Here is a 26,536-nt window from a genome sequence, read left to right as displayed (position 1 = left end):
CGCGGGGTCAGCCGCCCGGGGCGCGCCGGGTGGCCCGGGCGGTGGTCTCCTCCAGCGCGCGCAGGTAGGACCCCGCCCAGGCGTGGATGTCGTTGCGGCCCAGGTGCTCCCGCATGGCCCGCATCCGGGCGGCGACGTCCTCCGGCGCGGCCCGCAGGGCGGCCAGCAGCGCCGCCTTGAGCCCGTCCAGGTCGTGCGGGTTGACCAGGTACGCCTGTGCCAGCTCGGCGGCCGCCCCGGCGAACTCGCTGAGCAGCAACGCGCCGGCGCCGTCGACCCGGGCCGCCACGTACTCCTTGGCCACCAGGTTCATCCCGTCCCGCAGCGGGGTCACGGCCATCACGTCGGCGACCCGGTAGAGCGCGACCAGCTCGGTGCGGTCGAAGGGCTGGCTGAGGTAGTGGATGGCCGGCTCGCCGACCCGGCCGAACTCCCCGTTGATCCGGCCGACCTGGTGCTCCACCCGGTCACGGAGGATCTGGTACTGGGCCACCCGGTCCCGGCTGGGCACCACCACCTGCACCAGCACGGTGTCCCGGACCTTGACGTCCCCGCTGGTCAGCAGCTCGTGGTAGGCCTTGAGCCGTTGCTCGATGCCCTTCGTGTAATCCATCCGGTCGACGCTGAGGATGACCCGCTCCGGGTCGCCGAGGTCCTGGCGCAGCCGCCGGGCGCGGTCGGCGACATCGGGCCGGGCGGCGAGCGCGGCCATCTCGGCGGTGTCGATGGAGACCGGGAAGGCGCCGATCCGGACCACCCGGTCGCCGACGCCGATCCGCCGGTCGGTGGCCGGCAGGCCGAGCACCTTGGTCGCGAGCTGGGCGAAGTTGTGCGCGGCCTGGGCCCGCTGGAAGCCGATGAGGTCGGCGCCGAGCATCCCCCGCAGCAGCTCGGCCCGGCGGGGGAGCTGCATGAACAGCTCCGGCGGCGGGAAGGGCACGTGCAGGAAGAAGCCGATCCGCAGGTCGGGGCGGAGGTCGCGGAGCAGCCCCGGCACGAGCTGGAGGTGGTAGTCCTGCACCCAGACCAGCCCGCCGGGCTCGGCCACCTCGGCGGCGGCCTCGGCGAACCGCTGGTTGACCCGCTGGTACGCCTCCCACCAGCGCCGGTGGTATTCGGGCTGCTCGACGGCGTCGTGGTAGAGCGGCCAGAGGGTGGCGTTGGCGAAGCCCTCGTAGTGGTCGCGGAAGTCGTCGGCGCTGAGCGGGACGGCGCGCATTCGGACCCCGTCCACGTCGGGCAGGTGCGGGGCGGGGCCGGTGCCGCCCGCCCAGCCCACCCAGGTCGCCGGGGTGTGCCGGAGCAGCGGGTGCAGGGCGCTCACCAGGCCGCCGGGGCTGCGGCGCCACTCGAAGGCGCCGTCGGGCGCCACACTGTCGTCGATGGGCAGGCGGTTGGCCACCACCACGAGGGGACTCGGTCGCATCTCGGGCATTCCGATCAGCAGGGGCGAGACGGGCAGCGCTATTCCTACTGACCGTAAGTTACACCCCTGTTACGCCCGGCGTCAGACCACGGCGCCGTCGTCCGGGTCGTGCTCGTCGGAGTCGCCGGGACGCAGCCGCCAGATCAACATCACGAAGCCCGCCAGGATGCCGGTGAAGCCGAGCAGGGTCACCACCGACGGGTCGACCACCGACAGCACGGTCGGCGACAGGAAGAGCAGGAACCCGACCACGATGCAGAGGACGCCCAGCACCGCGTACTTCGAGAAGCGCGGCAGCGGGGGCGGCGGTGGCGGGGTGAAGTGCTCCTCGTCCCCGTCGCCCGGCAGGTCGGCGCCGAACGTGTCCAGGCCGTCCAGCAGCGAGGGCTCGTCCTGCCGGCCCCGGCTCACCGAGATGCCGGAGACGTCCGCCGCGTAGGGCAGCCGCCGCACGTCGGTGGCGGTCGGGCCGGCGGTCTCCTCGGCGCGGCCGGGGGCGCCGCCGCCCGGGGTGGCCGGGTCGACCGGGTCGTCGTCGACGTCCTCGGCGGCGGGCCAGGGGTGGCTGCCCGTGCTCGGCGCGGTGTGGAAACCGGCGACGATCTTCGCCCACTCGGCCTCGATGTCCGGCTCGTCGTCGCGGGCCGGCTCGCGGCCCTCCTCGTCGGTGAGCTGGGTGAGGTAGTCGCGGGCGGTGGTCAGGTGGGACCGGTCGACGTAGAGCCGGTCGATCGGGCGGGACGGGACGGTCGTGGTGCGGGTCACCGGGTTGAGGTCGGCCGAGGGCTGCAGGTAGGCGGCGATGCCGCCGGCGGCGAGCACGTCGAGCAGGTGCTCCCCGACGCGCGGATCGACGTCGCCCGCGACCGCGTATTCGGCCGCGTCGAGCCCGTTGTCCCGCCGTCCCCGACGGGGCCCACCCCCTGACACCGGACACCCCCTTCGCCGCACCGTCGTGCCCTGAATCCTGACACGTCGGGACCCGGTTCCGGGAGTGCGTTGTGGCGTGCCGCTCCCTGTTCGTACGCTCTTCCCCGACAGTCCCGCTCGCCGACGGCGCCCCGGGCCGGTCCCGGCGGCGCCGGCGACCGGGCCCGTCACCGCTCCCGCCTGGAAGGACCCCGGTGCTGTACTGGCTGCTGAAGTACGTCATCCTCGGCCCGCTGCTGAGGTTGATCTTCCGCCCGCAGGTGGAGGGGCTGGAGAACGTCCCGGAGGCCGGCCCGGTGATCCTGGCCAGCAACCACCTCTCGTTCTCGGACTCGATCTTCACCCCGTTGATCGTCAAGCGAAAAGTTACATTCATCGCGAAAGCCGAATACTTCACCGGCAAGGGCCTCAAGGGCTGGCTGACCAAGATGTTCTTCGTCGGCTCCGGCACCATCCCGGTCGACCGCTCCGGCGGCCGGGCCGCCCGCGCCGCCCTGGACACCCAGCTCCAGGTGCTGCGCTCGGGCGGCATCGCCGGCATCTACCCGGAGGGCACCCGCTCGCCCGACGGCCGCCTCTACCGGGGCAAGACCGGGGTGGCCCGGCTCGCCCTGGAGAGCGGGGCGCTGGTGGTGCCGATGGCCATGCTCAACTCCGACGCCATCCAGCCGACCGGCCAGATCATCCCCAACCTCGGCCGGGTGCGGATCCGCTTCGGCGCCCCGCTCGACTTCTCCCGCTACGCCGGGATGGCCGGCGACCGGTTCGTCGAGCGCGCCGTCACCGACGAGATCATGTACGAGCTGATGGAACTCTCCGGCCGCGAGTACGTGGACGTGTACGCGCAGAAGGCGAAGGCCCGGCCCCGGGAGCCGGTGCCCGCCTGAGCCGGCTCAGCAGGCGACCGCCGGGCCGGCGTCCGGCACCGGGCGGCGGGCCAGGGCCAGCAGCCCGGGCGCCTCGTTGCGCTGGGCGAACGCCCGCACCTCCGCCAGCGGGGCGGTCTCCGGGTCGCCGGCCAGCTCCAGCTCGGCGGCGGCCAGGGCGAGGGCCAGCATCCGGTCGGTCACGTCCGGGATGCCGGCATAGATCTCGGCGCCGGCCAGGTGCAGCTCGGCTGCCCGCCGGTGGTCGCCGTCGGCCGCCGCGACCGCACCGGTGACCGTCCGCAGCGCCGCCTCCGACCAGGGCGTGCGGTGGTCGAGCCGGTCCAGCATGGCCCGGACCCGCACGGCCGCGTCCCGGCCGGCCAGGGCGGCGGCGTACGCCGCGGCCGCGATCCACTCGCCGCTGGCCAGCGCGGGTACCGCCGACCAGGTCTCGGCCAGCTCGTCGACCAGCTCCGCCGCCTCCTCGGCCCGGCCCTGCAACGCCCGGCACAGCGCCGCCATGCCGAGCATGGTCCAGTGCGGCCGGTGGAAGCCGCTGCGCCGCGCGCTGTCCAGCGCGGCCGCCACGTCGTCCCGGTGCCGGGGCGCGGCGGCGCCGTCGCGCGGGCCCGGTGCGGGCCGGGGCGCCGGCGGCACCGGCTGCCCGCGCAGCACCAGCAGGCAGGAGCGCAGCCCGCGCACCTGCATGTCCCAGCCCCCGGTCGGGGTGTCCACGAACGCGTCCGCGGCGGTGATCACCCGCCCGAAGTCCCCGTCGAAGTAGGCCCGCATGGCCTCGCCGGAGTAGCTGGTGGTCAGCGTCTGCCCGCTCGCCGTCCGGGCCGGCGCGGTGGTCAGCAGCGCGTCCGAGCGCAGCCAGTCGCCCTCCTCGCGGACCGCGTACGCGAGGTTCTGCACCGCCCGGTGCAGTGCGATGAGCTGCTGTTCCCGGCTGTATTCCACGAGGGCGTGCAGGTCGTCCAGGCCGGACCGGTCGCCCGCCTGGTAGCGGGCCGTGGCGGCGGTGATCCGGGCGTTGGTCCGCGTCTCCGACAGCCCCAGCCGCTCACCGATCTCCGCCGCGGTCTCGGCGGCGGCGACCGCCGCGTCCCGCTCGTAGTTGAGCATGTGCAGCCGGCCCAGCTCGGCGTACGCGTCGGCCTTCTGCGGGCTGTCCGGCAGCGGCTCGAACAGCGCCACCGCCCGGTCCAGGCAGGCCACCGCGGCGCTCCGGTCGGCGCGCAGCCAGGCCGCCTGACCGAGCAGCGTCCACGCCCGCGCCGCGCAGGCCTCGTCGCCGTGGGCGTGCAGCCGGTCGGCGAGCGCGTGCAACTGCTCGGGCCCGCCGCCGGAGAGGAACGCGTTGCCGTCCCGGTAGAAGGAGATCTCGGTGCTCAGCAGCTCCAGCTGGAGGCGGCCCACCGGGTCGCTGTCGTCGGCCAGGCCGAGCGCCCGGCCGGCGTGCGCCGCCGCCGCGTCCAGCCCGTGCAGGGCGTACGCCCGGCGGGCCGCCCGGTGCAGCGCGGCGCGCGCCGGGCCGGCGTAGCGCTGGGTGTCCATGCCCAGGGTGCGGGCGATCTCGTGGGCCGCCCAGCGGTGGTGGGCGAGCACCTCGGCCAGGTCGGTGTCCCGGGTGTGCGAGAGGGCGTCCAGCCAGTCGGCGGTGCGCTCGTGCCGGGCCACCCGCTCCGTCCGGGGCAGCCGCTGGTAGCAGACGTCCCGGACCAGCACGTGCCGGAACCGGAACTCCGGCTGGCCGGCCATCGTGGACGCCGCCTGCTCGTGCACGAAGTCGCGCTGCTCCAGCCGGCGCAACGCCCGCTCCACCGCCTCCACCGGCTGGCCCAGCGCGGCGGCCACCGCACCCGGCCAGAACTGCACGCCCACCACCGAGGCGGCCAGCAGCACCGCCCGGTCCTTGGCGTCGAGCAGGTCGACCCGGTTGGCGATGACGGCGTGCACGCTCTCCGGCATGGGCAGGTCGAGGTGCTTCTCCAGCGACCAGCCGCGCCCCGACTGGCGCAGCGCGCCCTGCTCGATGAGCATCCGCACGTACTCGTGGGCGTAGAGCGGGTTCCCGCCGGCCACCTCGACCAGCGGGGTCAGCATCTCGGCGGGGAACGCGGCCTGGCCGAACATGTGCGCGTAGAGCGAGGCGATGCCGGTGTCGCGCAGCGGGGGCAGGGTGATGGTCACCGAGCCGGTGATGGTGCCCGCCCAGCTCGGGTCCCGGTCGACAAGCTCCGGGCGGGCGGTGCAGAGCAGCAGCAGCGGCACGTCCCGGGCGGCGGTGCCGAGCAGCTCGACGAAGCGCAGCATGGCGTCGTCGGCCCAGTGCAGGTCCTCGAAGACCAGCACGGTGGGGCGCCGGGCCGCCAGCGCCAGCAGGAACCGCCGCCAGGCCGACTCGGCCTCCTCGGCCGGCAGGGCGGTGGCGGTGAGCCCGACCAGCGGGCGCAGCGCGTCGACCAGGCGGTCCCGCTCGGCCGGGCCGACCAGCTCGGCGACCGCGGCGGTGAGGCGCTGGGCGGCCGTGGACGCCGGATCCGTGTCGAGGATGCCGGCCTCGGTCTTCACGATGTCGGCCAGCGCGGCGAAGGTGACGTTCTCCCCGAACGGCGGGCACCGCCCGGTACGCCAGGTCAGCGGCTCGTCGACCAGCCGCCCGGCGTGCCGGTGCAGCTCCCGGATCAGCCGGCTCTTCCCCAGCCCGGCCCGGCCGAAGACGGTCACCACCTGGGGCAGCCGGTCGCGCAGCGAGCGGTGCAGCGCGTTGACCAGCAGGCCCAGCTCGTGCTCGCGGTCGATCAGCGGGGTGACGTCGGGCTCGCGGTCGGTGGGCTGCCGGCGGACCGGGGCCAGCGCCAGCCAGACCTCGGTGGGGGTGGAGCGGCCGCGCAGGGTGACCGGGGGCTGCTCCTCGTAGCGGATGGCGTCCTTGGTGAGCGCGTGCGTGGCGCCGCAGACCAGCACCCCGCCGGGCGGGGCCACCGACTGCATCCGGGACGCCGTGTTGACCACGTCGCCGGCCACGATGGCCTGCCCGCCGTCGCGGGCCGCGGCCACGTCCACCAGCGCCTCGCCGGTGGCCACCCCGACCCGGAAGCGCAGCTCGTCGTGGCCGCTCGGGGCGAACCGGGTGAGCACCCGCTGCAGCTCCAACCCGGCCCGTACGCAGCGCAGCGCGTCGGTCTCGGTGGCCACCGGTGCGCCGAAGAGCGCCATCACGGCGTCGCCGATGTACTTCTCCACCACCCCGCCGTACTGCCCGACGACCCGCTTCGCCGCCGAGAAGAAGCCGGTCTGCATGCCGCGGACCTGCTCCGGGTCGGCCCGCTCGACGTACGGGGTGAAGTCGATGAGGTCGACGAAGAGCACGCTGACCCGGCGGCGGTCCTCCTGCGGCGCCGGCACCGGCTGCCGGGCCCCGGCGCGCGGCGCGCCGCACGAGGTGCAGAACGTCACGTCGGCGGCGAGCGGGCGCAGGCAGTGCGGGCAGACGGCACCCAGCTCGGCGCCGCAGCCCCCGCAGAAGCGGTCGCCGTCGCTCGCGGTACGTCCACACCGGTCACACTGCGCGGAGATGTCAGGCCTCCACTGGATCTTCCGGCCGGTCCCGGCCGGGCGCCGTCCCCCGCGGCGTCACGGTGAGTATTACGCCCGCCGGCAGTGTCAGGTACCGGGCTGTTGGCTTGTGGACACTCCTCCGGGCGGCCGGTGGGGCCGCCGGGCGACTACATTCATGCCGCCGGACGACGACGACCGCGATCGAGGGGGACCAACCATGGTGTACGTGAAGCTGGAGAGCGACTGGACCGACGGCGACGGCATCGCCCACGCGGCGGGGGAGTCCGTCGACGTGGACGCGGCCACCCTCGCCTCCCTCCAGGCCGAGGGCATCGTGAGCGAGGGCTCCGGTGGCGGCGGCAAGGACACCAGCGAGTGGGCCGGCCCGGGCAGCACCACCGCGTGGGCGGGTCCGGGCAGCGCCGGCGTCTGAGCCGGTCGGACACGACGACGAAAGGGCCGGGGCGGCACGCCCCGGCCCTTTCCCGTGTCCGTCAGCGGTCGTTCATGCCGGCGCGGCGGCGCAGCGCGGCCACGTCGGTGACCACGATCCGGCGCCCCTCGGTGCGCAGCCAGCCCCGGCTGGCGAAGGAGCCGATGGCCTGGTTGACGCTCTGCCGCGAGCCGCCGGCCATCTCGGCGAGCTGGCTCTGGTTGAGCTCGATGGTGATCATCGGGGCCTGGCTCTCGCCGGCCAGCCGGACCAGCGTCTTGGCCACCCGGCCGGGCAGATCGAGGAAGACGTGGTCGGCGTTCTGCTCGGTGAGCCGGCGGATCAGCTGGCCGAGGGAGCGCATCACCGCGTCGAGGATGCGCGGGTTGGAGTGCACCAGCTCCATGAAGGCCGGCCGGGACAGCGCCAGCGCGGCGCAGTCCTCGATCGCCTCGGCGGACGCCGACCGGGTCGAGGCGTCCAGCAGGGAGACCTCGCCCAGCACGTCCGGGGGACGGATGACCGACAGCACCGCGCGCTCGCCGGTCGGGGCGGTGCGGAACACCGCGACCGCGCCGCGGCGCAGCACGATCAGGGACTCGCCGGGGTCGTTCTCGACGAACAGCAGCTGGCCCTTGCGGTAGGTGCGCGGCACCGCCGCGGCGATGACCCGCTGCCGCACCTCCGGTTCCAGCCCGGCGAACATCTCGACGCCCGTGAGCGCGTCACCCGGCTCCGGAAGGCGCATCTCCACGGCCCAACCCCTCCCCGGTCAAGGACCACAACCCGCACACCGGGTGAAGCTGTCATCCCGGCACGAGGCATCTCAACCGGTTCGGCGTCCGGTAGCGGTACACATCAGATCATGACGCTCCGGTCGCGTGCTGTACACCCCTGGAGACACTTCCGTGACCGTCCCCAGCTGCCCTGGCCTGCCGTCGCGGCGCGGCGGACGCCCCGGCGACCGGCCGGTGAGGGAGGTGGGCGAGGATGGTGCCGATGGTCTACCGCTACTTCTACGACTGCGAGTTCATCGAGGACGGCCGGATCGTCGACCTCGTGTCGATCGGCGTCGTCGACGAGTACGGCCGCGAGTTCTATGCGGTCTCCACCGAGTTCGACGACTCCCGGGCGGTGCCCTGGGTGCGCCGCAACGTGCTGGACAAGCTCCCGTCCCCGGCCGACCGGGCCTGGCGGTCCCGGGAGCGGATCCGCGACGACCTCTACGAGTTCCTCATGGCCCCGATCCGGGAGCGGCCGGGGGAGCAGCTGGAGCTCTGGGCCTGGTACGCGGCGTACGACCACGTGGTGCTGGCCCAGCTCTGGGGTGCCATGCCGGCGCTGCCCCGGGAGATCCCGCGGTTCACCAAGGAGCTGCGTCAGCTCTGGGACGACCGGGGCCGGCCGCGGCTGCCCGACGCCGACGCGGACCGGCACGACGCGCTGGTCGACGCCCGGCACAACCTGGCGCGTTGGCGGGCCATGACCGCCCGGTGAGCTGTCGACAGGTTTGACCGGTTCTGTCCCGGGCACGGTTCGCATCGAACCGATCGCGAGGGAGGGCGCATGAGCCAGCAGCCGACCAGCGCCGAGGATGGCCGCCGCCGGGTCACCGAGCTGATCCGGGACGCGCGCATCTGCCTGCTGACCACCACCGCAGTCGACGGGCGGCTGGTCAGCCGCCCCATGGGGCTCCAGGAGGCCGAGTTCGACGGCGACCTGTGGTTCTTCGCGTACGCGGACTCCGCGAAGGTCCGCCAGATCCGGGTCAACCCCCAGGTCAACGTGGGTTTTTCCGACCAGCGGCACCACGCCTGGGTGTCCGTGGCCGGCACCGCCGTCGAGCAGTGGGACCGGGCCCGGGCCGAGCGGCTGTGGAACCCGCTGCTGAGGGCCTGGTTCCCGGACGGGCTGGACACCCCGGGCATCACGCTCATCCGGGTCCACGCCGGCTCGGCCGAGTACTGGGACGCGCCGGGCAACACGGTGGTGAACCTGCTCGGCCTGGCCCGGGCGGCGGTCACCGGGCACCCGCCGAAGGCGGGGGAGAACCACGAGGTCAGCTACTGAGCGGTAGCCGGTCCGGGGGCCGGAACGGGCCGGGGCGCGGTGTCGGCGCGCACCCACGCCGACTACAGTGCGCACTGACGGCCCGCCCCGGGCCGGCAACGGCGCCGATGGTCTGATCTGACACATATCCTGGGGCTTATCCGGGCTTCACCTGATGCTCCAGGAGGATGAGCAGATCATGCGTATCGGCGTGCTCACCGGCGGCGGCGACTGCCCAGGTCTCAATGCGGTGATTCGGGCGGTGGTCCGCAAGGGCGTCGCCACCTACGGTCACGAGTTCGTGGGCTTCCGCGACGGCTGGAAGGGTCCGCTGGAGGGCCTGTCCAAGCCGCTGGGCATCGCGGACGTCCGGGGCATCCTGCCGCGCGGCGGCACCATCCTCGGCTCGTCCCGGACCAACCCCTTCAAGATCGACGGCGGCGTCGAGCGGATCAAGGACAACCTCGCCGCGCAGGGCGTGGACGCGCTCATCGCGATCGGCGGCGAGGACACCCTGGGTGTCGCCACCAAGCTGCACGAGCTGGGCGTCCACGTCATCGGCGTGCCGAAGACCATCGACAACGACCTCGGCGCCACCGACTACACCTTCGGCTTCGACACCGCGGTCAACATCGCCATGGAGGCGATCGACCGGCTGCACACCACGGCGGAGAGCCACCACCGCACCCTGGTCGTCGAGGTGATGGGCCGGCACGCCGGCTGGATCGCCCTGCACGCCGGTCTCGCCGGCGGCGCCAACGTGATCCTGCTGCCGGAGCGGCAGTTCGACGTCGAGCAGGTCGCCGGCTACGTCGAGAAGCGCTTCCAGCACCAGTACGCCCCGATCGTCGTGGTCGCCGAGGGCGCCCAGCCGCTGGACGGCCAGATGGTGCTGCACAACCAGGAGCTCGACGCGTTCGGCCACGTCCGCCTCGGCGGCATCGGCCAGTGGCTCGCCGAGCAGCTGGAGGCGAAGACCGGCAAGGAGGCCCGCACCGTGGTGCTCGGCCACATCCAGCGCGGCGGCACCCCGACCGCGTTCGACCGGGTGCTCGCCACCCGGCTCGGCCTGCACGCCATCGACGCCGCCAACGAGGGCGACTGGGGCAAGATGGTCGCGATGCAGAGCACGGACATCGTCCGCGTCCCGCTGGCCGACGCCACCCGGGAGCTGAAGACCGTGCCGCTGGAGCGGTACGCCGAGGCCGAGGTCTTCTTCGGCAGCTGACGACGGCGGGCGGCGCGGCGGGTCCCGGCGGGCCCGCCGCGCCGCACCTCCACCGAGAGGGGTACGGCTCATGGCACCCGAGGTGCACACGGTCGCGGTGATCGGCGCGGGCAAGATCGGCGAGCTGATGCTCTCCGGCCTGCTCCGCTCGGGCTGGCCGGTCGAGCGGCTGCTCGCCACCGCCCGGCGGCCCGCGCGCGCCGAGGAACTGACCGCCCGGTACGGCGTCCGGGTGGTGGACAACCTGACCGCGGTCGACGAGGCCGAGGTGCTGGCCGTCTCCGTCAAGCCGCAGGACGCGGCCGCGCTGCTCGACGAGATCGGCCCGAAGGTGCCCGCCGACAAGCTGGTCATCTCGCTCTGCGCCGGCCTGCCCACCGCGTTCTTCAACCGCCGGCTGCCCGAGGGCACCCCGGTGGTCCGGGTCATGACCAACACCCCCGCCCTGGTCGACGAGGCGATGAGCGCCATCTCGCCCGGCGCACACGCCACCGGCGCGCACCTGGCCCTCGCCGAGGAGATGTTCAAGCCGCTCGGCGCCACCCTGCGGGTGCCCGAGTCCCAGCAGGACGCGGTGACCGCCCTCTCCGGCTCCGGCCCGGCCTACTTCTACCTGCTGGTCGAGGCCATGATCGACGCGGGCATCCTGCTGGGCCTGCCCCGCCAGGTGGCGCACGACCTCATCGTGCAGACCGCCATCGGCTCGGCCGTGATGCTGCGCGACTCCGGCGAGCACCCGGTGAAGCTGCGCGAGGCGGTCACCTCGCCGGCCGGCACCACCATCAACGCCATCCGCGAGCTGGAGAACCACGGCGTGCGCGCGGCCATGCTGGCGGCCCTCGAGGCGGCCCGGGACCGGGCCCGCGAACTGGCCGCCCAGGCCGACTGACCCGCGCGTGCCGGGCGCCGACCGGCAGTGGTTCCGGGCGGCGTGTCCCATACTGGCGCGGTGTTCACTCTCGCCCAGGCGCGACATTTGGTGGCCACCCTGCGGCCCCGCATTGACGAGCTGATCCGGCTCCGCGCCGACCTCGCCGAACTCCGGATCGACCTGGCCGACCACGGGGTCAGCGCGCTCGGCGGGCTGGCCGAGGTGAAGGCCCTGGAGGCCCGGCTGCACGCCGTCGTGGAGGAGTTCCACCAGCACGGCATCCAGGTCAAGGGGATCGCCCCCGTGCTGCTCGACTTCCCCGGTGAGCGGGACGGCCGGGCCGTGCTCTGGTGCTGGCTGGAGGGGGACACCGACATCCGCTGGTACCACCGGGTGGAGTGCGGCTTCGCGGGCCGCCGCCCGGTCTGACGCGCGAGAGCCGGCCGGTCTGATGCCCGGGTGCCGGCCGGGCCGCTGTCCGGTGCGGCCGGTCAGCCGAGGGTGGCCAGCACGGCCGGGGCGACGTTGCCGCCGCTGAGCACCAGGACGGTTCGCTCGCCGGGCGCCACCTCGACGAGCCCCGCCCGCAGCGCCGCCAGGGTGACCGCGGCGGCCGGCTCGACCAGCAGCCTCGTGGCCTCCACCAGCTCGGCCCAGGCGGGCAGGACGGCCGCCTCCGGCACCTCCACCACGGTGTCGACCAGCGCCCGGACGTGTGCCAGGGTGTGCCGCCCGGCGAACGGGGCGGCCAGGCCGTCGGCGACCGAGGCGGGGCGGACCGGCAGGGTGTGCGTCCCGGTCCGCAGCGCGTGGGACATGGCGTTGGCCCCGTCCGGCTCCACGCCGACGATCCGCGTGCCCGGTGACCCGGCCCGGATCGCCGCGGCGATCCCGCTGATCAGCCCGCCGCCGCCCACCGGCACGAGCACCAGGTCCGGGGGCGGACCGTCGGCCAGGATCTCCCGACCGACGGTGGCCTGACCGGCGATCACGTCCGGGTCGTCGAAGGGCGCGAGCAGGTGGAAGCCGCGCTCGGCCGCGACCGCCTCGGCGGTGGCCAGCAGGTCGTCGGTGAGCACCGCCTCGGCGCCGAGCCGGCGGACCGCGGCCAGCTTGCCGGGTACCGCGTGCGGCGGCATGCAGACCACCGCGGGCAGCCCGGCGGCGCGGGCGACGTGGGCCACCGCGATCGCGTGGTTGCCGGCGGAGAAGGCCACCAGCCCGGCGGGTGCGCCGGCGCGCTCGGTGTGGGCGAGCAGGGCGTTCGTGGCGCCGCGGACCTTGAAGCTGCCGGTGTGCTGGAGGTTCTCGGCCTTCACGGCCAGCCGGAGGCCCAGGTCGGCGCCGAGGGCCGGCGCGTCCAGCAGCGGGGTGCGGACCACCCGCCCGTCGAGGCGCCGCTCGGCCGCCGTGATGTCGTCCCCGGTGATCAACCGCACCGGGCGAGCCTAGCCCGCCCCGCACGTTGGCGAAATCCTTCAGACCCGGTTACCGCCGTGTCAACGATTTGTATCAATAAGTGTCTATGGGCAATCGGCGCGAAATGTTGATCTTCCGTCCGGCTCCGATTCATTGATATCTATCTCCCACCACCACTTCCCACCCCCAGGAGTGCGACGTGCGGAGATCCCGTCTTGCCACCCTCGCCCTGACCCTGGCCGCTTCGTTCGGCGTCACGCTGACCCTGGCCACCCCCGCCCAGGCGGCCCCGACCGACCGCTACGTCGCTCTCGGCGACTCGTACGCCTCCGGCGTCGGCGCCGACAGCTACACCTCCGAGAGCGGATCGTGCCTCCGCAGCACCAACTCCTACCCGGCGCTCTACAACACCAACATCAGGCCGGCCTCGTACCGTTCGGTCGCCTGCTCGGGCGCCACCACCACGGACGTCATCAACAACCAGCTCTCCGCGCTCTCCTCGACCACCACGCTGGTCAGCGTCACGGTCGGCGGCAACGACGTCGGCTTCTCCAGCATCATGAGCACCTGCGTGCTCCAGGGTGAGACCCAGTGCGTGGCGGCCATCCAGGCCGCCGAGGACAAGGCCCGCACCGAGCTTCCGGGCAAGCTGGCCAACGTCTACAACGGCATCCGGAGCCGCGCGCCCTCCGCCCGGGTCGTGGTCGTCGGCTACCCGGTCTTCTACCAGCTCGGCACGGTCTGCGTCGGGCTCAGCGCCACCTCCCGCGCGAAGATCAACGAGGGGATCAACCTGGTCGACGACATCACCCGCACGGCGGCCACCTCGGCCGGCTTCACGTTCGCCGACGTCCGCTCGATCTTCGTGGGCCACCAGCTGTGCAGCTACGGCGAGAAGTGGCTGCACGCGTTGAACGTTCTGAACCTCACCAAGTCGTACCACCCGACGGCCGCGGGGCAGTCCGGCGGCTACTACCCGGTCTTCCGCTCCGCCGCGGGCTGACCGGCGCGGGGCCCGGGGCGCGGACACCCCGGGCCCGACGCCGGCTCAGTAGAGCAGGTACGGGCGCCGGCGCCGGTCGAAGGCCGCCAGCTCGTCGGCCCAGGCGCCGACCACGTCGTCCACGTCGGCTCCGGCGTCGATCATCGTGCGCAGCCGGGGCGAGCCGGTCAGCTTGTCCACCCAGTACGGCCGGACGGTGTCGTACGAGTCGAACCGCCACGCGAACGCCGGGTACTTCCGCGCCTCGACGAGCATCGCCACCGCGGTGCGGATCGGGTCGTAGGCGGCCCGGTCGACGACCTTGACCTCGACGCCGGCGCAGAGCTTGTTGAGCAGGGCCGGCTTCTGCCCGGCCGCCGTCGGCGAGAAGTAGGCCTCGCGGAACTCGACGCCCGGCAGGTCCCGGGCGTTGAGCCGGTCTCCCCAGTGGTGGTCGAAGTCGCCGGCGAGCCCGCCGATCAGCTCGAACGGCCGGCAGGTGCCCCGCCCCTCGGTGATCGACGCGACGCCCTCGAAAAGGCAGGTGCCGGGATAGACCAGCGCGGTGTCGGGCGTGGGCATGTTCGGGCTGGGCATCACCCAGGGCAGGTCGGTGTCGGCGGCGAGCCGGTCCCGCTTCCAGTTCCGGCACCGCACCACCTCCAGCTCGACGGTCCGGCCGGCGTCGGCGGGCAGGAACTCCGCGTTGAAGAACCGGGCCAGCTCGCCGACGGTCATGCCGTGCTGCTGGACGATCTCCTTCAGCCCCACGCCGGACGTGTAGGCGGGCGTCATCATGGGCCCGTACGCCCGCCCGCCGACCGGGTTGGGCCGGTCGAGCACGACGTACCGCTTGCCGACGCGGGCCGCCGCGACCATCGAGGTGTACATCGTCCAGATGTAGGTGTAGAACCGCGCGCCGACGTCCTGGATGTCGAAGACGACGGTGTCCACGTCGGCGGTCGTGAACAGGCTCTCCCACTTGGCCTGGCTGGCGCCGTACGCGTCGTAGACCGTGATGCCGGTGCGGGCGTCCGTCCCGGTGCCCTCGCTGCCGCCGGCCTGGGCGGAGCCGCGGAAGCCGTGTTCGGGGCCGAACGCCGCGACGACCTGCACACGGCCCGACCCGTGCATGAGGTCGACCAGGTGCCGGTAGGCCGAGTCCACGCCGGTCGGGTTGGACACCACCCCCACCCGCTGGCCGGCCAGCGCGGCGAAGCCGGAATCGACAAGCACGTCCAGGCCGGTCGCCACCCGGCGGATCCCGGGCACCGCCTGCCCGGGGGTGCCCGGGGCCGCCGCGACGACCGCACCCGCGGTGACCGCGCCCGCGCCGGCCAGGAACTTTCTGCGCTCCATCATGACCTCCTCGTCCGAGGTCATTGAAATTTAGCTACAGCTCGATGGGCGGTCAAGGAAAGTTCCCTACAAGCGTCAGCCGACCGGCAGCACCTTCTCGACGGCGGCGCGCAGCTCGGGGGAGTCGGGGGTGACCGTCGGGGCGAAGCGGGCGGCCACCGTGCCGTCCGGCGCCACGAGGAACTTCTCGAAGTTCCACCGCACGTCGCCGGTGTGCCCCTCGGCGTCCGGGGTGGACACCAGTTCGGCGTAGAGCGGGTGCCGGTCCGGGCCGTTCACGTCGACCTTCTCCGTCAGCGGGAACGTCACGCCGTAGTTGACCTGGCAGAACTCCTCGATCTCGGCGGCGCTGCCGGGCTCCTGGCCGGCGAACTGGTTGCACGGCACGCCGAGCACGGTGAGGCCCCGGTCCGCGTACTCGTCGGCGAGGGCCTGGAGGCCGGCGTACTGCGGGGTGAGGCCGCAGCGGGACGCCACGTTGACCACCAGCAGGGCCCGGCCGCGGTAGCGCCCGAGGTCGGCCGGGCCACCGGCGAGGGCGTCGATCTGCACGTCGAAAACCGTCATGGGACGAGGCTACGGGGCCGCGGAGGCCGTCCGGAGGCCGACCCGAGGAATCGATGCATCTACATCTTGACGAAGTGATGACGCGTGAGTAGCGTCTCAGCATCCAATCTGGAAAGTTTCCTAACTGTTTGGGGAGACGCCGTATGAAGAGATCGCTCCGCCGGGCCCTCTGGGCCGGCGCCGTGGTCGCGCTCGCGGTCGCGGCGGTGCCGATGGCGACCGCCTCCGCCGCGGGCAGCGTCACCGCCACATTCACCAAGGTGCAGGACTGGGGGACCGGGCACGAGGCGCGGGTGACCGTCACCAACGGCACCGGCGCCAGCGTGGACACCTGGCGCATCGAGTTCGACCTGCCCGCCGGCACCACCATCAGCAGCTCCTGGGACGCCGACGTCACCAGCAGCGGCAACCACTACGTGGCGGTCAAGAAGAGCTGGGCCGGCCCGCTCGCCGCGGGTGCCAGCTTCAGCTGGGGCTACAACGGCACCGGGGCGTACAAGGCGCCGTTGAACTGCACGGTCAACGGCGGGTCCTGCTCGGGCGGCGGCACTCCTCCGACGACGACCCCGCCGACCACCACCCCGCCCACCACGACGCCGCCCACCACGACCCCGCCGACGACCACCCCGCCCACCACGCCTCCGCCCACCACGACCCCGCCGAGCGGGGGCAAGAAGGTGGTCGGCTACTTCGCCGAGTGGGGCGTCTACGGCCGGAACTACCACGTCAAGAACATCCACACCAGCGGGTCCGCCGCCAAGCTCACCCACATCCTGTACGCCTTCGGCAACACCACGGGCGGCCGGTGCAGCATCGGTGACAGCTACGCCGACTACGACAAGGCCTACACCGCGGCGGACAGCGTCGACGGCGTGGCCGACACCTGGGACCAGCCGCTGCGCGGCAGCTTCAACCAGCTGCGCAAGCTGAAGAAGATGTACCCGAACCTGAAGGTGCTCTGGTCCTTCGGCGGCTGGACCTGGTCGGCCGGCTTCACCCAGGCCGCGCAGAACCCGGCCGCGTTCGCCGACTCCTGCTACGCGCTGGTCAAGGACCCGCGCTGGGCGGACGTCTTCGACGGCATCGACGTCGACTGGGAGTACCCGAACGCCTGCGGCCTCCAGTGCGACAGCAGCGGCCCGAACGCCTTCAAGAACGTGGTCAGCGCGCTGCGGAGCAGGTTCGGCAGCAACTTCCTGGTCACCTCGGCGATCACCGCGGACGGCAGCAACGGCGGCAAGATCGACGCGACCGACTACGCCGGCGCGGCGCCGTACCTCAACTGGCTCATGCCGATGACGTACGACTACTTCGGCGCCTTCAACGCCCAGGGGCCGACCGCGCCGCACTCGCCGCTCTACTCGTACACCGGCATCCCGCAGCAGGGCTTCTGGTCCGACGCGGCGATCCAGAAGCTCAAGTCCAAGGGCGTGCCGTCGGACAAGCTGCTGCTCGGCATCGGCTTCTACGGCCGGGGCTGGACCGGGGTGACCCAGACCGCTCCGGGCGGCACCGCCACCGGCCCGGCGCCCGGCACCTACGAGCAGGGCATCGAGGACTACAAGGTGCTCAAGAACAGCTGCCCGGCCGCCGGCACGGTCGGCGGCACCGCCTACGCCAAGTGCGGCAGCAACTGGTGGAGCTACGACACCCCGTCGACCATCGGCGGAAAGATGACCTATGCGAAGAACCAGGGCCTCGGTGGCGCGTTCTTCTGGGAGCTCTCCGGAGACACCAGCAACGGTGAGCTCATCGGCGCCATCAAGGGCGGTCTCGGCTGAGCCGAGGGCCGACGCACCACCCACCCGGCGGGGAGGGGCCGCACCGGCCCCTCCCCGCACGGTGTCCCGTTCAGGTACGGATGCTGCGGGCCCGGTGCTCGCGGGGCGAGAACCCGTACGCGGCCCGGAACGCGCGGCTGAAGTGCGCCCGGTCCCGGAAGCCCCAGCGGGCGGCGACCTGGTGGACGGCGAGGTGCCGCAGCCCCGGGGCGGCCAGGTCCCGGAAGCAGCCGTCCAGCCGGGCCGTGCGGATCAGGGCGGCCACGCTCGTGCCCGTGTCGTCGAAGAGCCGGTGCAGTGCGCGCACCGACATGTGGTGCGCCTCCGCGACGGCGGTCGGCGTGAGCTCGGGGTCGGCCAGGTGCTCCCGGATCCACGCCTCCACCCGGGCCCGCAGGCCGGTGACCCGCACCTCCACCGGGAGTTCCCGTTCGGCCTCCAGATGCCGGGCCAGGGTCCCGGCGATCAGGTCCAGGGCGATCCGGTCGAGCCGTGGCGCGTCCGAGGCGTCGTACTGCTCGGGGTGGGCCACCAGCCGGCGCAGGAAGGTGGCCAACAGGGCGCCCATCCCGGTGTCGGCGGGGATCTTCGCGGCGAGCAGCGCCGCCGCCCGGCGCGGCGGCAGCGGCAGCGCCCGGTGCGGCACCAGCACGGTCAGCGTCTCCAGCGCGTCGGCGGCCCGGTCCGGCACCTGCCGGGAGCCGTGCGGGCGGACGGTGTCGATGAGGGCGAAACCGGACGGGTCGAGCCGGCCCGACTGCCGCTGCTGCGACACCACGCCGTGGCCGTTCAGCGGCAGTGCGAGCTGGTAGAGCTCGGGGTCCGAGCTGTGGATCAGCCGGGGGGTACGGGTCAGCTCCAGCGACGGGTACCGCCAGGCGCCGAGCCGGACCACGCCGAGGTCGACGGCCCGGGCCGAGGCGGCGAAGTCGCCGGCGTGCGCGGTGCTGATCCGGGCGGCCGCCGACTCGCGGGCCACCACGTCCTGCCAGAAGTCGAACCGCTCGGCCGGGGGCAGCCAGGCGGTGTCGACCGATGCCACGGCGAGGATGGCCAATCACCTCCTTCGGGGTACGCCATTGTCGGCGCCGGCCGGCCCGGCGTCCATTCCGTGGGCGGACGCCGATCCGCGTGCCGCTCTGGCCGGTCGGCGCGATCCGGGTGAGGATGGGCAGGTCGTCGGGGACCGGTGGCAGCCGCCGGCGGGCCGGCATCCGACGACGTCGATGTGACAGACTCGCCGCTCGGCATGTCCCGATGTCCGCGCCGATGGAAGGGGACCGATGGGCCTGACGCACCCGAGGGCGGTGGCCGGCGCGGCCCTGCTCGCGCTCCTGCCGATCACGCTGGCCGGCTGCGGCCTCGGCGGCGGGGACGACGCCCCGGACAGCCCGGCCAGCGGGTCCCAGCGGGCGCCGGCCGAGGAGGCGGCGGCCAAGAGCCGCGAGCGGGTCCAGGCGTACCTGGACGCGATGGCGGCCAAGGACGTCGACGCCGGCCGCAGCCAGCTCTGCGCGCCCATGCAGAGCGCCTTCGACGCGGCCGCCACCGGGCCGAACGGCGACTTCGCCGACCACTTCACCGTCCCGCAGGCCACCATCACCGACGTCCGGTCCGGCCCGCAGGGCGAGGAGGTGACCACCTCGGTCACCGTGGCCGTCGGGTCGCGCAAGGCCACCCGCTCGCTGCTGTTCACGGTCACCCGCACCGGCGCCGACTGGTGCATCGCGGGCGAGGCGCCGGGCGGCAACAGCCCGTCGCCGGCGGTCACCCCCTGACCCCGGACCGGCCCCCGACCTGCGGCGCTCCCCGGATGTGGCACTGATCTCCCAACCACCGGAACCGTCCCCCTCGAAGGTGAGCCGCCCCGGCGGTCGCCGTACGCTTTCTTCCATGCGCCATGAGTGGCACCAGCTGAGTCACCCCGCCGTGGGTAGCCCGGGGCTCCAGACCAGTCGCCCGACCGTCGATTCCGCCGAGGACGCCGCCCTCGGCCTGGACCGCTGGCGGGAGCTGCCGCGCGCGCAGACCCCGCCCTGGCCCGACCCGGAGCAGGTCGCCGAGGTCTGCAAGGTGCTGGACACCGTGCCGTCCGTGGTCGCGCCCTACGAGGTCGACCAGCTCCGGCAGCGGCTGGCGCTGGTCTGCGAGGGCAAGGCGTTCCTGCTCCAGGGCGGCGACTGCGCGGAGACCTTCGCCGACAACACCGAGAGCCACCTGCTGGCCAACGCCCGCACCCTGCTCCAGATGGCCATCGTGCTGACCTACGGCGCGTCGCTGCCGGTGGTCAAGGTCGCCCGGGTCGCCGGCCAGTACACCAAGCCCCGGTCGCTGCCGACCGACGCGCGCGGCCTCCCGGCCTACCGCGGCGACATGATCAACTCGCTGGAGGCCACGCCGGAGGCCCGGGTCGCCGACCCGCAGCGCATGATCCGGGCGTACGCCAACTCGGCCGCCGCCATGAACATGCTCCGGGCGTACCTGGCCGGTGGGCTGGCCGACCTGCACGCGGTGCACGACTGGAACAAGGGCTTCGTCAAGCAGTCCCCGGCCGGCGAGCGCTACGAGGCGATCGCCCGCGAGATCGACCGCGCGCTGGCCTTCATCCGCGCCTGCGGGATGACCGACGACGAGGCGCTGCGCACCGTCACCCTCTACTGCTCGCACGAGGCCCTGGCCCTGGAGTACGACCGGGCGCTCACCCGGATCTCCGGCAACCGCGCGTACGGGCTGTCCGGGCACTTCCTGTGGGTCGGCGAGCGCACCCGGCAGCTCGACGGGGCGCACCTCGACTTCATCTCCCGGATCGCCAACCCAATCGGGGTCAAGCTCGGCCCGACCACCACCCCCGACGAGGCCATCGAGCTCTGCGAGAAGCTCAACCCGGACAACGTCCCCGGCCGGCTCACCCTGATCAGCCGGATGGGCAACCACCGGGTCCGGGACGCCCTGCCCCCGATCGTCGCCAAGGTCACCGCCGCCGGCGCCAAGGTCGTCTGGCAGTGCGACCCGATGCACGGCAACACCCACGAGTCCTCGAACGGCTACAAGACCCGGCACTTCGACCGGATCGTCGACGAGGTGCTCGGCTACTTCGAGGTGCACCGCGGCCTGGAGACCCACCCGGGCGGCCTGCACGTCGAGCTGACCGGCGAGGACGTCACCGAGTGCCTCGGCGGCGCCCAGGGCATCGAGGACCTCGACCTGCCCGACCGGTACGAAACCGCCTGCGACCCGCGACTGAACACCCAGCAGTCGCTGGAGCTGGCCTTCCTCGTTGCGGAGATGTTGCGTGGCTGAGTTCATTGATCTTCGTTCGGACACCGTGACCCGGCCCACCGCCGGGATGCGCGAGGCCATGGCGAGCGCCGAGGTCGGCGACGACGTCTACGGGGAGGACCCGACCGTCGCCGCGCTGGAGGCCGAGGTCGCGGCGCTCTTCGGGCACGAGGCGGCGCTGTTCGCCCCGAGCGGCTCGATGGCCAACCAGATCGCCCTCCAGCTCGTCGTCCCGCCCGGGGACGAGCTGCTCTGCGACGCCGACGCGCACGTGGTCACGTACGAGATCGGCGCCGCGGCCGCGTACGGGGGGATCTCCTCGCGGACCTGGCCGGCGGTGGGCGCGGACGTCGACCCCGAGGTGGTGGCCGGGATGGTCCGGCCGGACGGCTACTTCGCGGTGCCGACCCGGGCCATCGCCGTCGAGCAGACCCACAACCGCGGCGGCGGCGGCGTGATCCCGCTCGCGACCCTGCGGGAGCTGCGCCGGGTCGCCGACGACCACGGGCTCGCCCTGCACTGCGACGGCGCCCGGATCTGGCACGCGCACGTCGCCGACGGGGTGCCGCCGGCCGAGTACGGCGCGCTGTTCGACACCCTCTCGGTCTGCCTCTCCAAGGGCCTCGGCGCCCCGGTCGGCTCGCTGGTGGTCGGCAGCGCCGAGAAGATCGCGCGGGCGCGGTTCGTCCGCAAGCGGATGGGTGGCGGCATGCGGCAGGTCGGCATCCTGGCCGCCGCCGGCCGGTACGCGCTCGCGAACCACGTCGAGCGGCTCGCCGAGGACCACGCGAAGGCGGCCCGGCTGGCCGAGGCGGTCGCGCCCTACGGGGTGCTGGCGACCGCGGTGCGGACCAACATCGTCCCGCTCGACCTGACCAAGCACGCGCTCGACGCGCCCGCCCTGGCGGCGGCCGCCCGGGAGCGGGGCCTGCTGATCTCGGTGCTCGGCCCGCGTACCGCCCGCCTGGTCACCCACATGGACGTGTCGAACGACCAGATCGACCGGTCCGCCGAAACCCTGACCACCCTCCTCCGCGCCTGACCGCTTCTTGATCAACCCCGGGCCCCCGCAGGGGGGTCAGGGGTGGAGGCGTTTCAGGTTGGCGATGTCGGCGGCGTGGCCTTCGTGCTTCTCCGTCGGGGTCTCCACCAGCACGGGGACGCCGGCCGTCGCGGGGTGGCGCATCAGCTCGGCGAACGCGGGTTCGCCGATGGTGCCCTTGCCGATGTTCTCGTGCCGGTCCCGGGTGGAGCCGCACAGGTCCTTCGAGTCGTTCGCGTGCACCAGCTTCAGCCGGTCCGCGCCCACCGCGGCGACCAGCGCGTCCAGCGTGGCGGTCATCCCGCCCTCGGCGGCCAGGTCGTGCCCGGCCGCCCACGCGTGGCAGGTGTCGAAGCAGACGCCCAGCATCGGGTGGCGGTCCACCGCGTCGAGGTAGGGGCCCAGGTGCTCGACCCGGGAGGCCAGCGACCGGCCGCCCCCGGCGCTCGGCTCGACCAGCAGCATCGGCCCGCCGGTGGCCGCGCTCTCGTCCAGCAGCGGGAGCAGTGCCGCGCGGACCTGCCGCATGGCCGCCTCGGCGTGGCCCGCGTCGACCGCGCTGCCGGCGTGGAACACCACGGCCTCGGCGCCGATGGCCCGGCCCCGGCGCAGCGCGTGCGCCAGCGTCTCCGTCGACCGCTCGACCGTGGCCGGGGTGGGGGAGCCGAGGTTGACCAGCAGCGAGGCGTGGATGAAGACCGGCAGGCCGCGCTCGCCGCAGCCGTCCCGGAACAGCACGTCCTGCTTCGGGTCGCCCGCCGGCAGCGCCCAGCCCCGCGAGTTGGAGACGTAGACCTGCACCGCCTCGGAGGCGGCCGCGTCGGCGTAGGGCAGCGCCGCCTTGGCCAGGCCCCCGGAGGTGGGGGTGTGCGACCCGACCCGCCGTCGCCCGGGCTGCCCGCTCACAGGCAGGTCACCGTGACCGGGGTGCCCGGCGGCACCGGGGTGTTCTCGCCCGGGTTCTGGAAGCGGGCCACCCCGTTCGGGTTGAGCTGGATGTTGACCGGGAAGCCCTGGCTCTCCAGCACCTGCTTGGCCTGCTGGCAGGGCAGGTCGACCACGCGGGGGACGGGCACCTGGGCGGGGCCCTTGCTGACGTCGAGCTTGACCTGGGCGCCCTTCTCCACGCCGGTGCCGTCGGCTGGGCTCTGGCCGAGAATCTCGTCCTTCGGCTTGTCGGAGTCCTTGTACGTCTCGACCGGCGTCAGCCCGAGCTGGGCGAGGGTGTTGCGGGCCTCGCCGAGGTTCTTGCCCACCAGGTTCGGCACGGTCACCGGGGCGCGGCCCTTGCTCAGGATCACCGTCACCTTGGCGCCCGGTTTGACCACCGTGCCCACCTTCGGGTCGGTGGCCAGCACCACCCCGGCCGGCAGCGCGTCGTCGTAGCGGGAGCTGCCCTTCACCGGCACCAGCTTGGCGCCGGTCAGCTCGGCCTGGGCCAGCTCGAAGTCCTTGCCCACCACGTCCGGCACCGGCAGCCGCTCCGGACCGAGCGACAGGGTCAGCGTGATCGTGCCGCCCTTGACGATCCGGGTGGCCGAGACCGGGGCCTGGCCCAGCACCGTGTCCTTGGGGATCTTCTCGTCGTAGCGGGGCTCGGCGTAGCGCAGCGTGAAGCCGCCCCGGGTGGCCTGCGCCTCCGCCTCGGCCTTGGTGAGGCTCACCAGCTGCGGGGCGACCGTGTAGCGGCCCACCCCGAACCACCAGCCGCCCACCGCGGCCACCAGGCCGAGCACCACGGCCGCCGCGGCGACCGCCAGCCGGCCGCGGGGTGAGCCCATGATCCGGGTACGCAGCCCGGCCAGCCGGGCGCCCAGGCCCTCGTCCTCCACGGCGCGGCGGCGGTGCGTGCGCTGGCCACCGCCCTCGGGCAGCCGGGCCCAGGCGGGGCGCTCGGCCGGGCGGACCGCCGCCACCACCATGGTGGGCTGCGCGATCACGGCCGTCTCGTCGCCGACCTGCCGCAGCACCGCGGTGTGGGAGTGGGGGTTGGCCAGCTCGTCGCGCGCGGCCTGCACCTCGGTCAGCAGCGCGCCGGCGTTGGCCGGGCGGGCGGCCGGGTCGCGCCGGGTGGCCCGGGCGACCAGCGCGTCGAGCACCGGGGGCAGCGACGGCACGAGGGTCGACGGGGCCGGCACGTCGCGGTCGACGTGCTGCCAGGCGACCTCCACCGGGCGGTCGCCGTCGTACGGCACCCGGCCGGTGAGCATCTCGAACAGCACGATGCCGGCGGAGTAGACGTCGGTGCGCGGGTCCGCGTGACCCTGGGTGACCAGCTCGGGCGCCACGTAGGCCACGGTGGCCATGAGCTGGTTGCCGTTCTCCTCCTCGGCGCTCGCCTCGACCGCGCGGGCCAGACCGAAGTCGGCCACCTTGACCACGCTGTCGACGAGGCTCGTGGTGCCGCCCGCGGGCGGCTCGGCGACCAGCACGTTCTCCGGCTTGACGTCGCGGTGCACGAGTCCGGCCCGGTGCGCGGCGGCGATCGCGGCGAGCATCTGCTCGGCGATGGCCAGCGCCTCGTCGGGGTTGAGCCGGCGCCGCTCGGCGAGCACGTCGCGCAGGGTGCGGCCGCGCACGTACTCCATCACGAGGTAGGGGAGGCCGGCGTGGCTGCCCTGGTCGTAGACCGCCACCACGTTCGGGTGGGTGAGCCGGGCGATGGTCTTGGCCTCGTCGGTGAAGCGTGCGACGAAGCCGGCCATCCGGGCCCGGGCCTCGGGCGCCTGGGTCGGGTGAATGATCTTGACCGCCACGGTGCGCTCCAGGCGCTCGTCGGTGGCGGTGTACACGGTCGCCATGCCGCCACGGGCCACGCGACCGCGAATGCGGTAGCGCCCGTCGATCAGCGAGCCCAGCAACGTGTCGGCGACCTGTGTGTCCATCGGCAGGCAGTCTATGTGTCGGGAGGGTGAAGGTTGAACAGGATGCTACAGCCGGCGTCCCACAACCCGGCACCGCGCACGTGTCGGGCGGGGGTGCGGGGTGCCGCCGACCGGCCCGGGCGGGCACGTGGCAGGGTGGTCGGGTGACCGATTCCGTACCCGCCGAGACCGCCGCCGGGGCAGACCTGCCCGGACCGACCGACCCGGCCGGCTGGCTGACCCTGCCGGACGTGGCCGAGCGCCTCGACCTGTCGATCAGCAAGGTGCACCAGATGATCCGCGACCGGGAGCTGCTCGCGGTGCGCCGCGACGGCGTCCGCCGGATCCCGGCCGACCTGGTGGCCAACCGCACCGTGCTCAAGCACCTGCCCGGCGTGCTCAACCTGCTTGCCGACGCCGGGTACGACGACGAAGAGGCGCTGCGCTGGCTCTACGAGCCCGACCCCACCCTCCCCGGCACCACCCCGGCCGCCGCCCTCGCCGGCGACCAGGCCCGCGAGGTCAAGCGCCGCGCCCAGGCCCTCGGTTTCTGACCCCGCCCCCCGCGGCCGCCCGCCTCGTCGATCATGAGGTTGGCGGCACCATCCGAGATCGACTTCGCCGTCAACCTCATGATCGACCGGGTCGGCCGCGGGGGCGGGGTCAGTCGGTGCGGCGGGTGGCGGCGATGGCCAGGTCGACCAGGGACTGGCGGGCCTCGGTGTCCAGGTCGACCGTCGTGAGGGCGGCCAGGGCGCTCTCCGTGAGGGCCGTGATGCGCCGCTCGGTGCGCTCCAGCGCGCCGCTCGCCGTGATCAGCTCGCGCAGGCGGGCCACCCCGGCGGCGTCCAGCCCGGGGTCGCCGAGCCCGCCGAGCAGCAGGTCCCGGCCGGCGCCGTCGAGCGCCTCGAGGGCCGCGGCCACCAGGTAGGTCCGCTTGCCCTCGCGCAGGTCGTCGCCGGCCGGCTTGCCGGTGCGCTCCGGGTCCCCGAAGACCCCCAGCACGTCGTCGCGGAGCTGGAACGCCTCGCCCAGCGGCAGCCCGTACGCCGAGTAGGCCGCGTGCACCTCGGCCGGCGCGTCGGCCAGCGCGGCGCCGAGCAGCAGCGGCCGCTCGACGGTGTATTTGGCCGACTTGTAACGGGCCACCTTGCCGGCCCGTTCCAGCGAGGTGTCGCCGGTGGCCTGGGTCAGCACGTCCAGGTACTGCCCGACGGTCACCTCGGTGCGCATCTCGTCGAAGACCGGCCGGGCCCGGGCCACCGTGCGCGGGTCCAGGCCGGCGGAGTGCAGCAGCTCGTCGGACCAGACCAGGCACAGATCGCCCAGCAGGATGGCCGCCGCGTCGCCGAACCCGTCCGGGTCGCCGCTCCAGCCGGCCGCGCGGTGCCGGGCGGCGAAGCGCCGGTGCACCGCCGGCTCGCCGCGGCGGGTGTCCGAGCGGTCCATCAGGTCGTCGTGGATCAGCGCGCTGGCCTGCACGAACTCCAGCGCGGCGAGGGCGGCGACCACCTGGTCGGAGTCGACCCCGCCGGCGCCCCGGTAGCCCCAGTAGCCGAAGGCCGGGCGCAGTCGCTTCCCGCCGCCCAGCACGAACGCCTCGATGGCCTCGGCCACCGGCACGAGGCCGTCGTCGAGGGTGGTCAGCCAGCCGCGCTGGCCGGCGAGGAACTCGGTGAGGGCCTTGTCGATCCGCTGGCGCAGGCCGGCGCGGTCGACGGGGGACACGGGAGCAGCGTGGGTCACGCGCACGACGCTAGCCGGTCCCCGCCGGTCGCGCCCTCCCCCCGTCCCGACGTGCCGCGCGCGGCGTCGGCCGGGGCCGGCCCGCCGGCGCGCCCCGGGGGCCGCCCGCCGGGGTGACGGGGAG

Annotated in this window: 24 protein-coding genes; 13 read left to right on the top strand and 11 right to left on the bottom strand. The window is 73.9% G+C overall.

Translation table 11 applies throughout. The annotated features are described in order from the left end of the window. Positions 1-7 precede the first annotated feature (7 nt). Positions 8-1,426, bottom strand: coding sequence for an alpha,alpha-trehalose-phosphate synthase (UDP-forming) (locus tag GA0070214_RS23700; protein WP_091268421.1), 1,419 nt, complete (start codon positions 1,424-1,426; stop codon positions 8-10). Positions 1,427-1,507: 81 nt separating this feature from the next. Further along, positions 1,508-2,356, bottom strand: a complete 849-nt coding sequence (locus GA0070214_RS23695; protein WP_091268222.1) for a DUF308 domain-containing protein — start codon at positions 2,354-2,356, stop codon at positions 1,508-1,510. A gap of 194 nt (positions 2,357-2,550) precedes the next feature. On the opposite strand from GA0070214_RS23695, the gene GA0070214_RS23690 reads away from it, so the two are divergent. Further along, positions 2,551-3,243 carry a lysophospholipid acyltransferase family protein gene (locus GA0070214_RS23690; RefSeq protein WP_091268218.1) on the top strand — a complete coding sequence of 231 codons (693 nt, stop codon included), beginning with the start codon at positions 2,551-2,553 and terminating at the stop codon, positions 3,241-3,243. 6 nt (positions 3,244-3,249) lie between these two features. On the opposite strand, the gene GA0070214_RS23685 is transcribed toward GA0070214_RS23690, so the two are convergent. After that, on the bottom strand, positions 3,250-6,810 hold the full coding sequence (locus GA0070214_RS23685; RefSeq protein ID WP_244167828.1) for an ATP-binding protein: 3,561 nt from the start codon (positions 6,808-6,810) through the stop codon (positions 3,250-3,252). Between the two features lie 199 nt (positions 6,811-7,009). Between GA0070214_RS23685 and GA0070214_RS23680 the strand changes: the two genes are divergently transcribed. After that, positions 7,010-7,225, top strand: coding sequence for a hypothetical protein (locus GA0070214_RS23680; protein WP_091268214.1), 216 nt, complete (start codon positions 7,010-7,012; stop codon positions 7,223-7,225). A gap of 61 nt (positions 7,226-7,286) precedes the next feature. Here GA0070214_RS23680 and GA0070214_RS23675 read toward each other — a convergent pair whose 3' ends face one another. Then, positions 7,287-7,979 carry a Crp/Fnr family transcriptional regulator gene (locus GA0070214_RS23675; RefSeq protein ID WP_091268212.1) on the bottom strand — a complete coding sequence of 231 codons (693 nt, stop codon included), beginning with the start codon at positions 7,977-7,979 and terminating at the stop codon, positions 7,287-7,289. Positions 7,980-8,224: 245 nt separating this feature from the next. On the opposite strand from GA0070214_RS23675, the gene GA0070214_RS23670 reads away from it, so the two are divergent. The 5 genes from GA0070214_RS23670 to GA0070214_RS23650 all read left to right on the top strand — a co-directional run bounded on the left by GA0070214_RS23670 (position 8,225) and on the right by GA0070214_RS23650 (position 11,802). Continuing rightward, positions 8,225-8,722, top strand: coding sequence for a polyadenylate-specific 3'-exoribonuclease AS (locus GA0070214_RS23670; RefSeq protein ID WP_091268419.1), 498 nt, complete (start codon positions 8,225-8,227; stop codon positions 8,720-8,722). A 69-nt stretch (positions 8,723-8,791) separates the two neighbouring features. Then, positions 8,792-9,295 (top strand): pyridoxamine 5'-phosphate oxidase family protein, encoded by a 504-nt coding sequence (locus tag GA0070214_RS23665; RefSeq protein ID WP_091268211.1) that lies wholly within the window; start codon positions 8,792-8,794, stop codon positions 9,293-9,295. 178 nt (positions 9,296-9,473) lie between these two features. Beyond that, positions 9,474-10,502 carry a 6-phosphofructokinase gene (locus GA0070214_RS23660; protein WP_091268208.1) on the top strand — a complete coding sequence of 343 codons (1,029 nt, stop codon included), beginning with the start codon at positions 9,474-9,476 and terminating at the stop codon, positions 10,500-10,502. A gap of 70 nt (positions 10,503-10,572) precedes the next feature. Beyond that, entirely contained in the window at positions 10,573-11,391 is an 819-nt protein-coding gene (gene proC, locus GA0070214_RS23655) for a pyrroline-5-carboxylate reductase (RefSeq protein ID WP_091268206.1), read from the top strand. A gap of 60 nt (positions 11,392-11,451) precedes the next feature. Further along, positions 11,452-11,802 (top strand): DUF2203 domain-containing protein, encoded by a 351-nt coding sequence (locus GA0070214_RS23650; RefSeq protein ID WP_091268204.1) that lies wholly within the window; start codon positions 11,452-11,454, stop codon positions 11,800-11,802. Positions 11,803-11,864: 62 nt separating this feature from the next. Here the strand turns inward: GA0070214_RS23650 and GA0070214_RS23645 are convergent, their stop codons facing one another. Then, entirely contained in the window at positions 11,865-12,812 is a 948-nt protein-coding gene (locus GA0070214_RS23645; protein WP_091268203.1) for a threonine ammonia-lyase, read from the bottom strand. Positions 12,813-12,991: 179 nt separating this feature from the next. Between GA0070214_RS23645 and GA0070214_RS23640 the strand changes: the two genes are divergently transcribed. Beyond that, a complete protein-coding gene (locus tag GA0070214_RS23640) occupies positions 12,992-13,795 on the top strand; it encodes an SGNH/GDSL hydrolase family protein (RefSeq protein ID WP_091268201.1) in 804 nt (267 codons plus the stop codon). Between the two features lie 45 nt (positions 13,796-13,840). Here GA0070214_RS23640 and GA0070214_RS23635 read toward each other — a convergent pair whose 3' ends face one another. Both GA0070214_RS23635 and GA0070214_RS23630 read right to left on the bottom strand, forming a co-directional pair. Next, entirely contained in the window at positions 13,841-15,133 is a 1,293-nt protein-coding gene (locus GA0070214_RS23635) for an exo-beta-N-acetylmuramidase NamZ family protein (RefSeq protein ID WP_167364326.1), read from the bottom strand. Positions 15,134-15,208: 75 nt separating this feature from the next. Continuing rightward, positions 15,209-15,700: a glutathione peroxidase gene (locus GA0070214_RS23630; RefSeq protein ID WP_091268199.1), complete on the bottom strand. Its 492-nt coding sequence runs from the start codon at positions 15,698-15,700 to the stop codon at positions 15,209-15,211. Positions 15,701-15,843: 143 nt separating this feature from the next. Between GA0070214_RS23630 and GA0070214_RS23625 the strand changes: the two genes are divergently transcribed. Further along, the gene (locus GA0070214_RS23625; RefSeq protein WP_091268196.1) at positions 15,844-17,481 is read left to right on the top strand and encodes a glycosyl hydrolase family 18 protein; all 1,638 of its coding nucleotides are present in this window, start codon (positions 15,844-15,846) and stop codon (positions 17,479-17,481) included. Between the two features lie 70 nt (positions 17,482-17,551). On the opposite strand, the gene GA0070214_RS23620 is transcribed toward GA0070214_RS23625, so the two are convergent. Then, complete coding sequence (locus tag GA0070214_RS23620; RefSeq protein WP_091268194.1) at positions 17,552-18,538, bottom strand: AraC-like ligand-binding domain-containing protein; 987 nt, start codon at positions 18,536-18,538, stop codon at positions 17,552-17,554. 226 nt (positions 18,539-18,764) lie between these two features. On the opposite strand from GA0070214_RS23620, the gene GA0070214_RS23615 reads away from it, so the two are divergent. From GA0070214_RS23615 to GA0070214_RS23605, 3 genes are all read left to right on the top strand, one after another. Further along, positions 18,765-19,259, top strand: coding sequence for a hypothetical protein (locus tag GA0070214_RS23615; RefSeq protein ID WP_091268191.1), 495 nt, complete (start codon positions 18,765-18,767; stop codon positions 19,257-19,259). A gap of 115 nt (positions 19,260-19,374) precedes the next feature. Next, positions 19,375-20,781, top strand: coding sequence for a class II 3-deoxy-7-phosphoheptulonate synthase (locus tag GA0070214_RS23610; protein WP_091268188.1), 1,407 nt, complete (start codon positions 19,375-19,377; stop codon positions 20,779-20,781). Further along, on the top strand, positions 20,774-21,802 hold the full coding sequence (locus tag GA0070214_RS23605) for a threonine aldolase family protein (protein ID WP_091268185.1): 1,029 nt from the start codon (positions 20,774-20,776) through the stop codon (positions 21,800-21,802). Before GA0070214_RS23610 ends, GA0070214_RS23605 begins: the two co-directional genes overlap by 8 nt. Before the next feature lie 36 nt (positions 21,803-21,838). Here GA0070214_RS23605 and GA0070214_RS23600 read toward each other — a convergent pair whose 3' ends face one another. Beyond that, positions 21,839-22,708 (bottom strand): deoxyribonuclease IV, encoded by an 870-nt coding sequence (locus GA0070214_RS23600; protein WP_091268182.1) that lies wholly within the window; start codon positions 22,706-22,708, stop codon positions 21,839-21,841. Further along, positions 22,705-24,687: a Stk1 family PASTA domain-containing Ser/Thr kinase gene (gene pknB, locus GA0070214_RS23595; protein WP_091268179.1), complete on the bottom strand. Its 1,983-nt coding sequence runs from the start codon at positions 24,685-24,687 to the stop codon at positions 22,705-22,707. Before pknB ends, GA0070214_RS23600 begins: the two co-directional genes overlap by 4 nt. 143 nt (positions 24,688-24,830) lie before the next feature. Between pknB and GA0070214_RS23590 the strand changes: the two genes are divergently transcribed. After that, a complete protein-coding gene (locus GA0070214_RS23590; protein WP_091268176.1) occupies positions 24,831-25,220 on the top strand; it encodes an Rv2175c family DNA-binding protein in 390 nt (129 codons plus the stop codon). 109 nt (positions 25,221-25,329) lie between these two features. On the opposite strand, the gene GA0070214_RS23585 is transcribed toward GA0070214_RS23590, so the two are convergent. Beyond that, complete coding sequence (locus GA0070214_RS23585; protein WP_167364330.1) at positions 25,330-26,412, bottom strand: polyprenyl synthetase family protein; 1,083 nt, start codon at positions 26,410-26,412, stop codon at positions 25,330-25,332. Positions 26,413-26,536: the final 124 nt, after the last annotated feature.

The sequence above is a fragment of the Micromonospora chaiyaphumensis genome (assembly GCF_900091435.1).
GTDB classification, from domain to species: domain Bacteria; phylum Actinomycetota; class Actinomycetes; order Mycobacteriales; family Micromonosporaceae; genus Micromonospora; species Micromonospora chaiyaphumensis.
The sequence above is the reverse complement of the archived record's forward strand: the minus strand, read 5'-3'. Positions and strand labels throughout refer to the sequence as shown.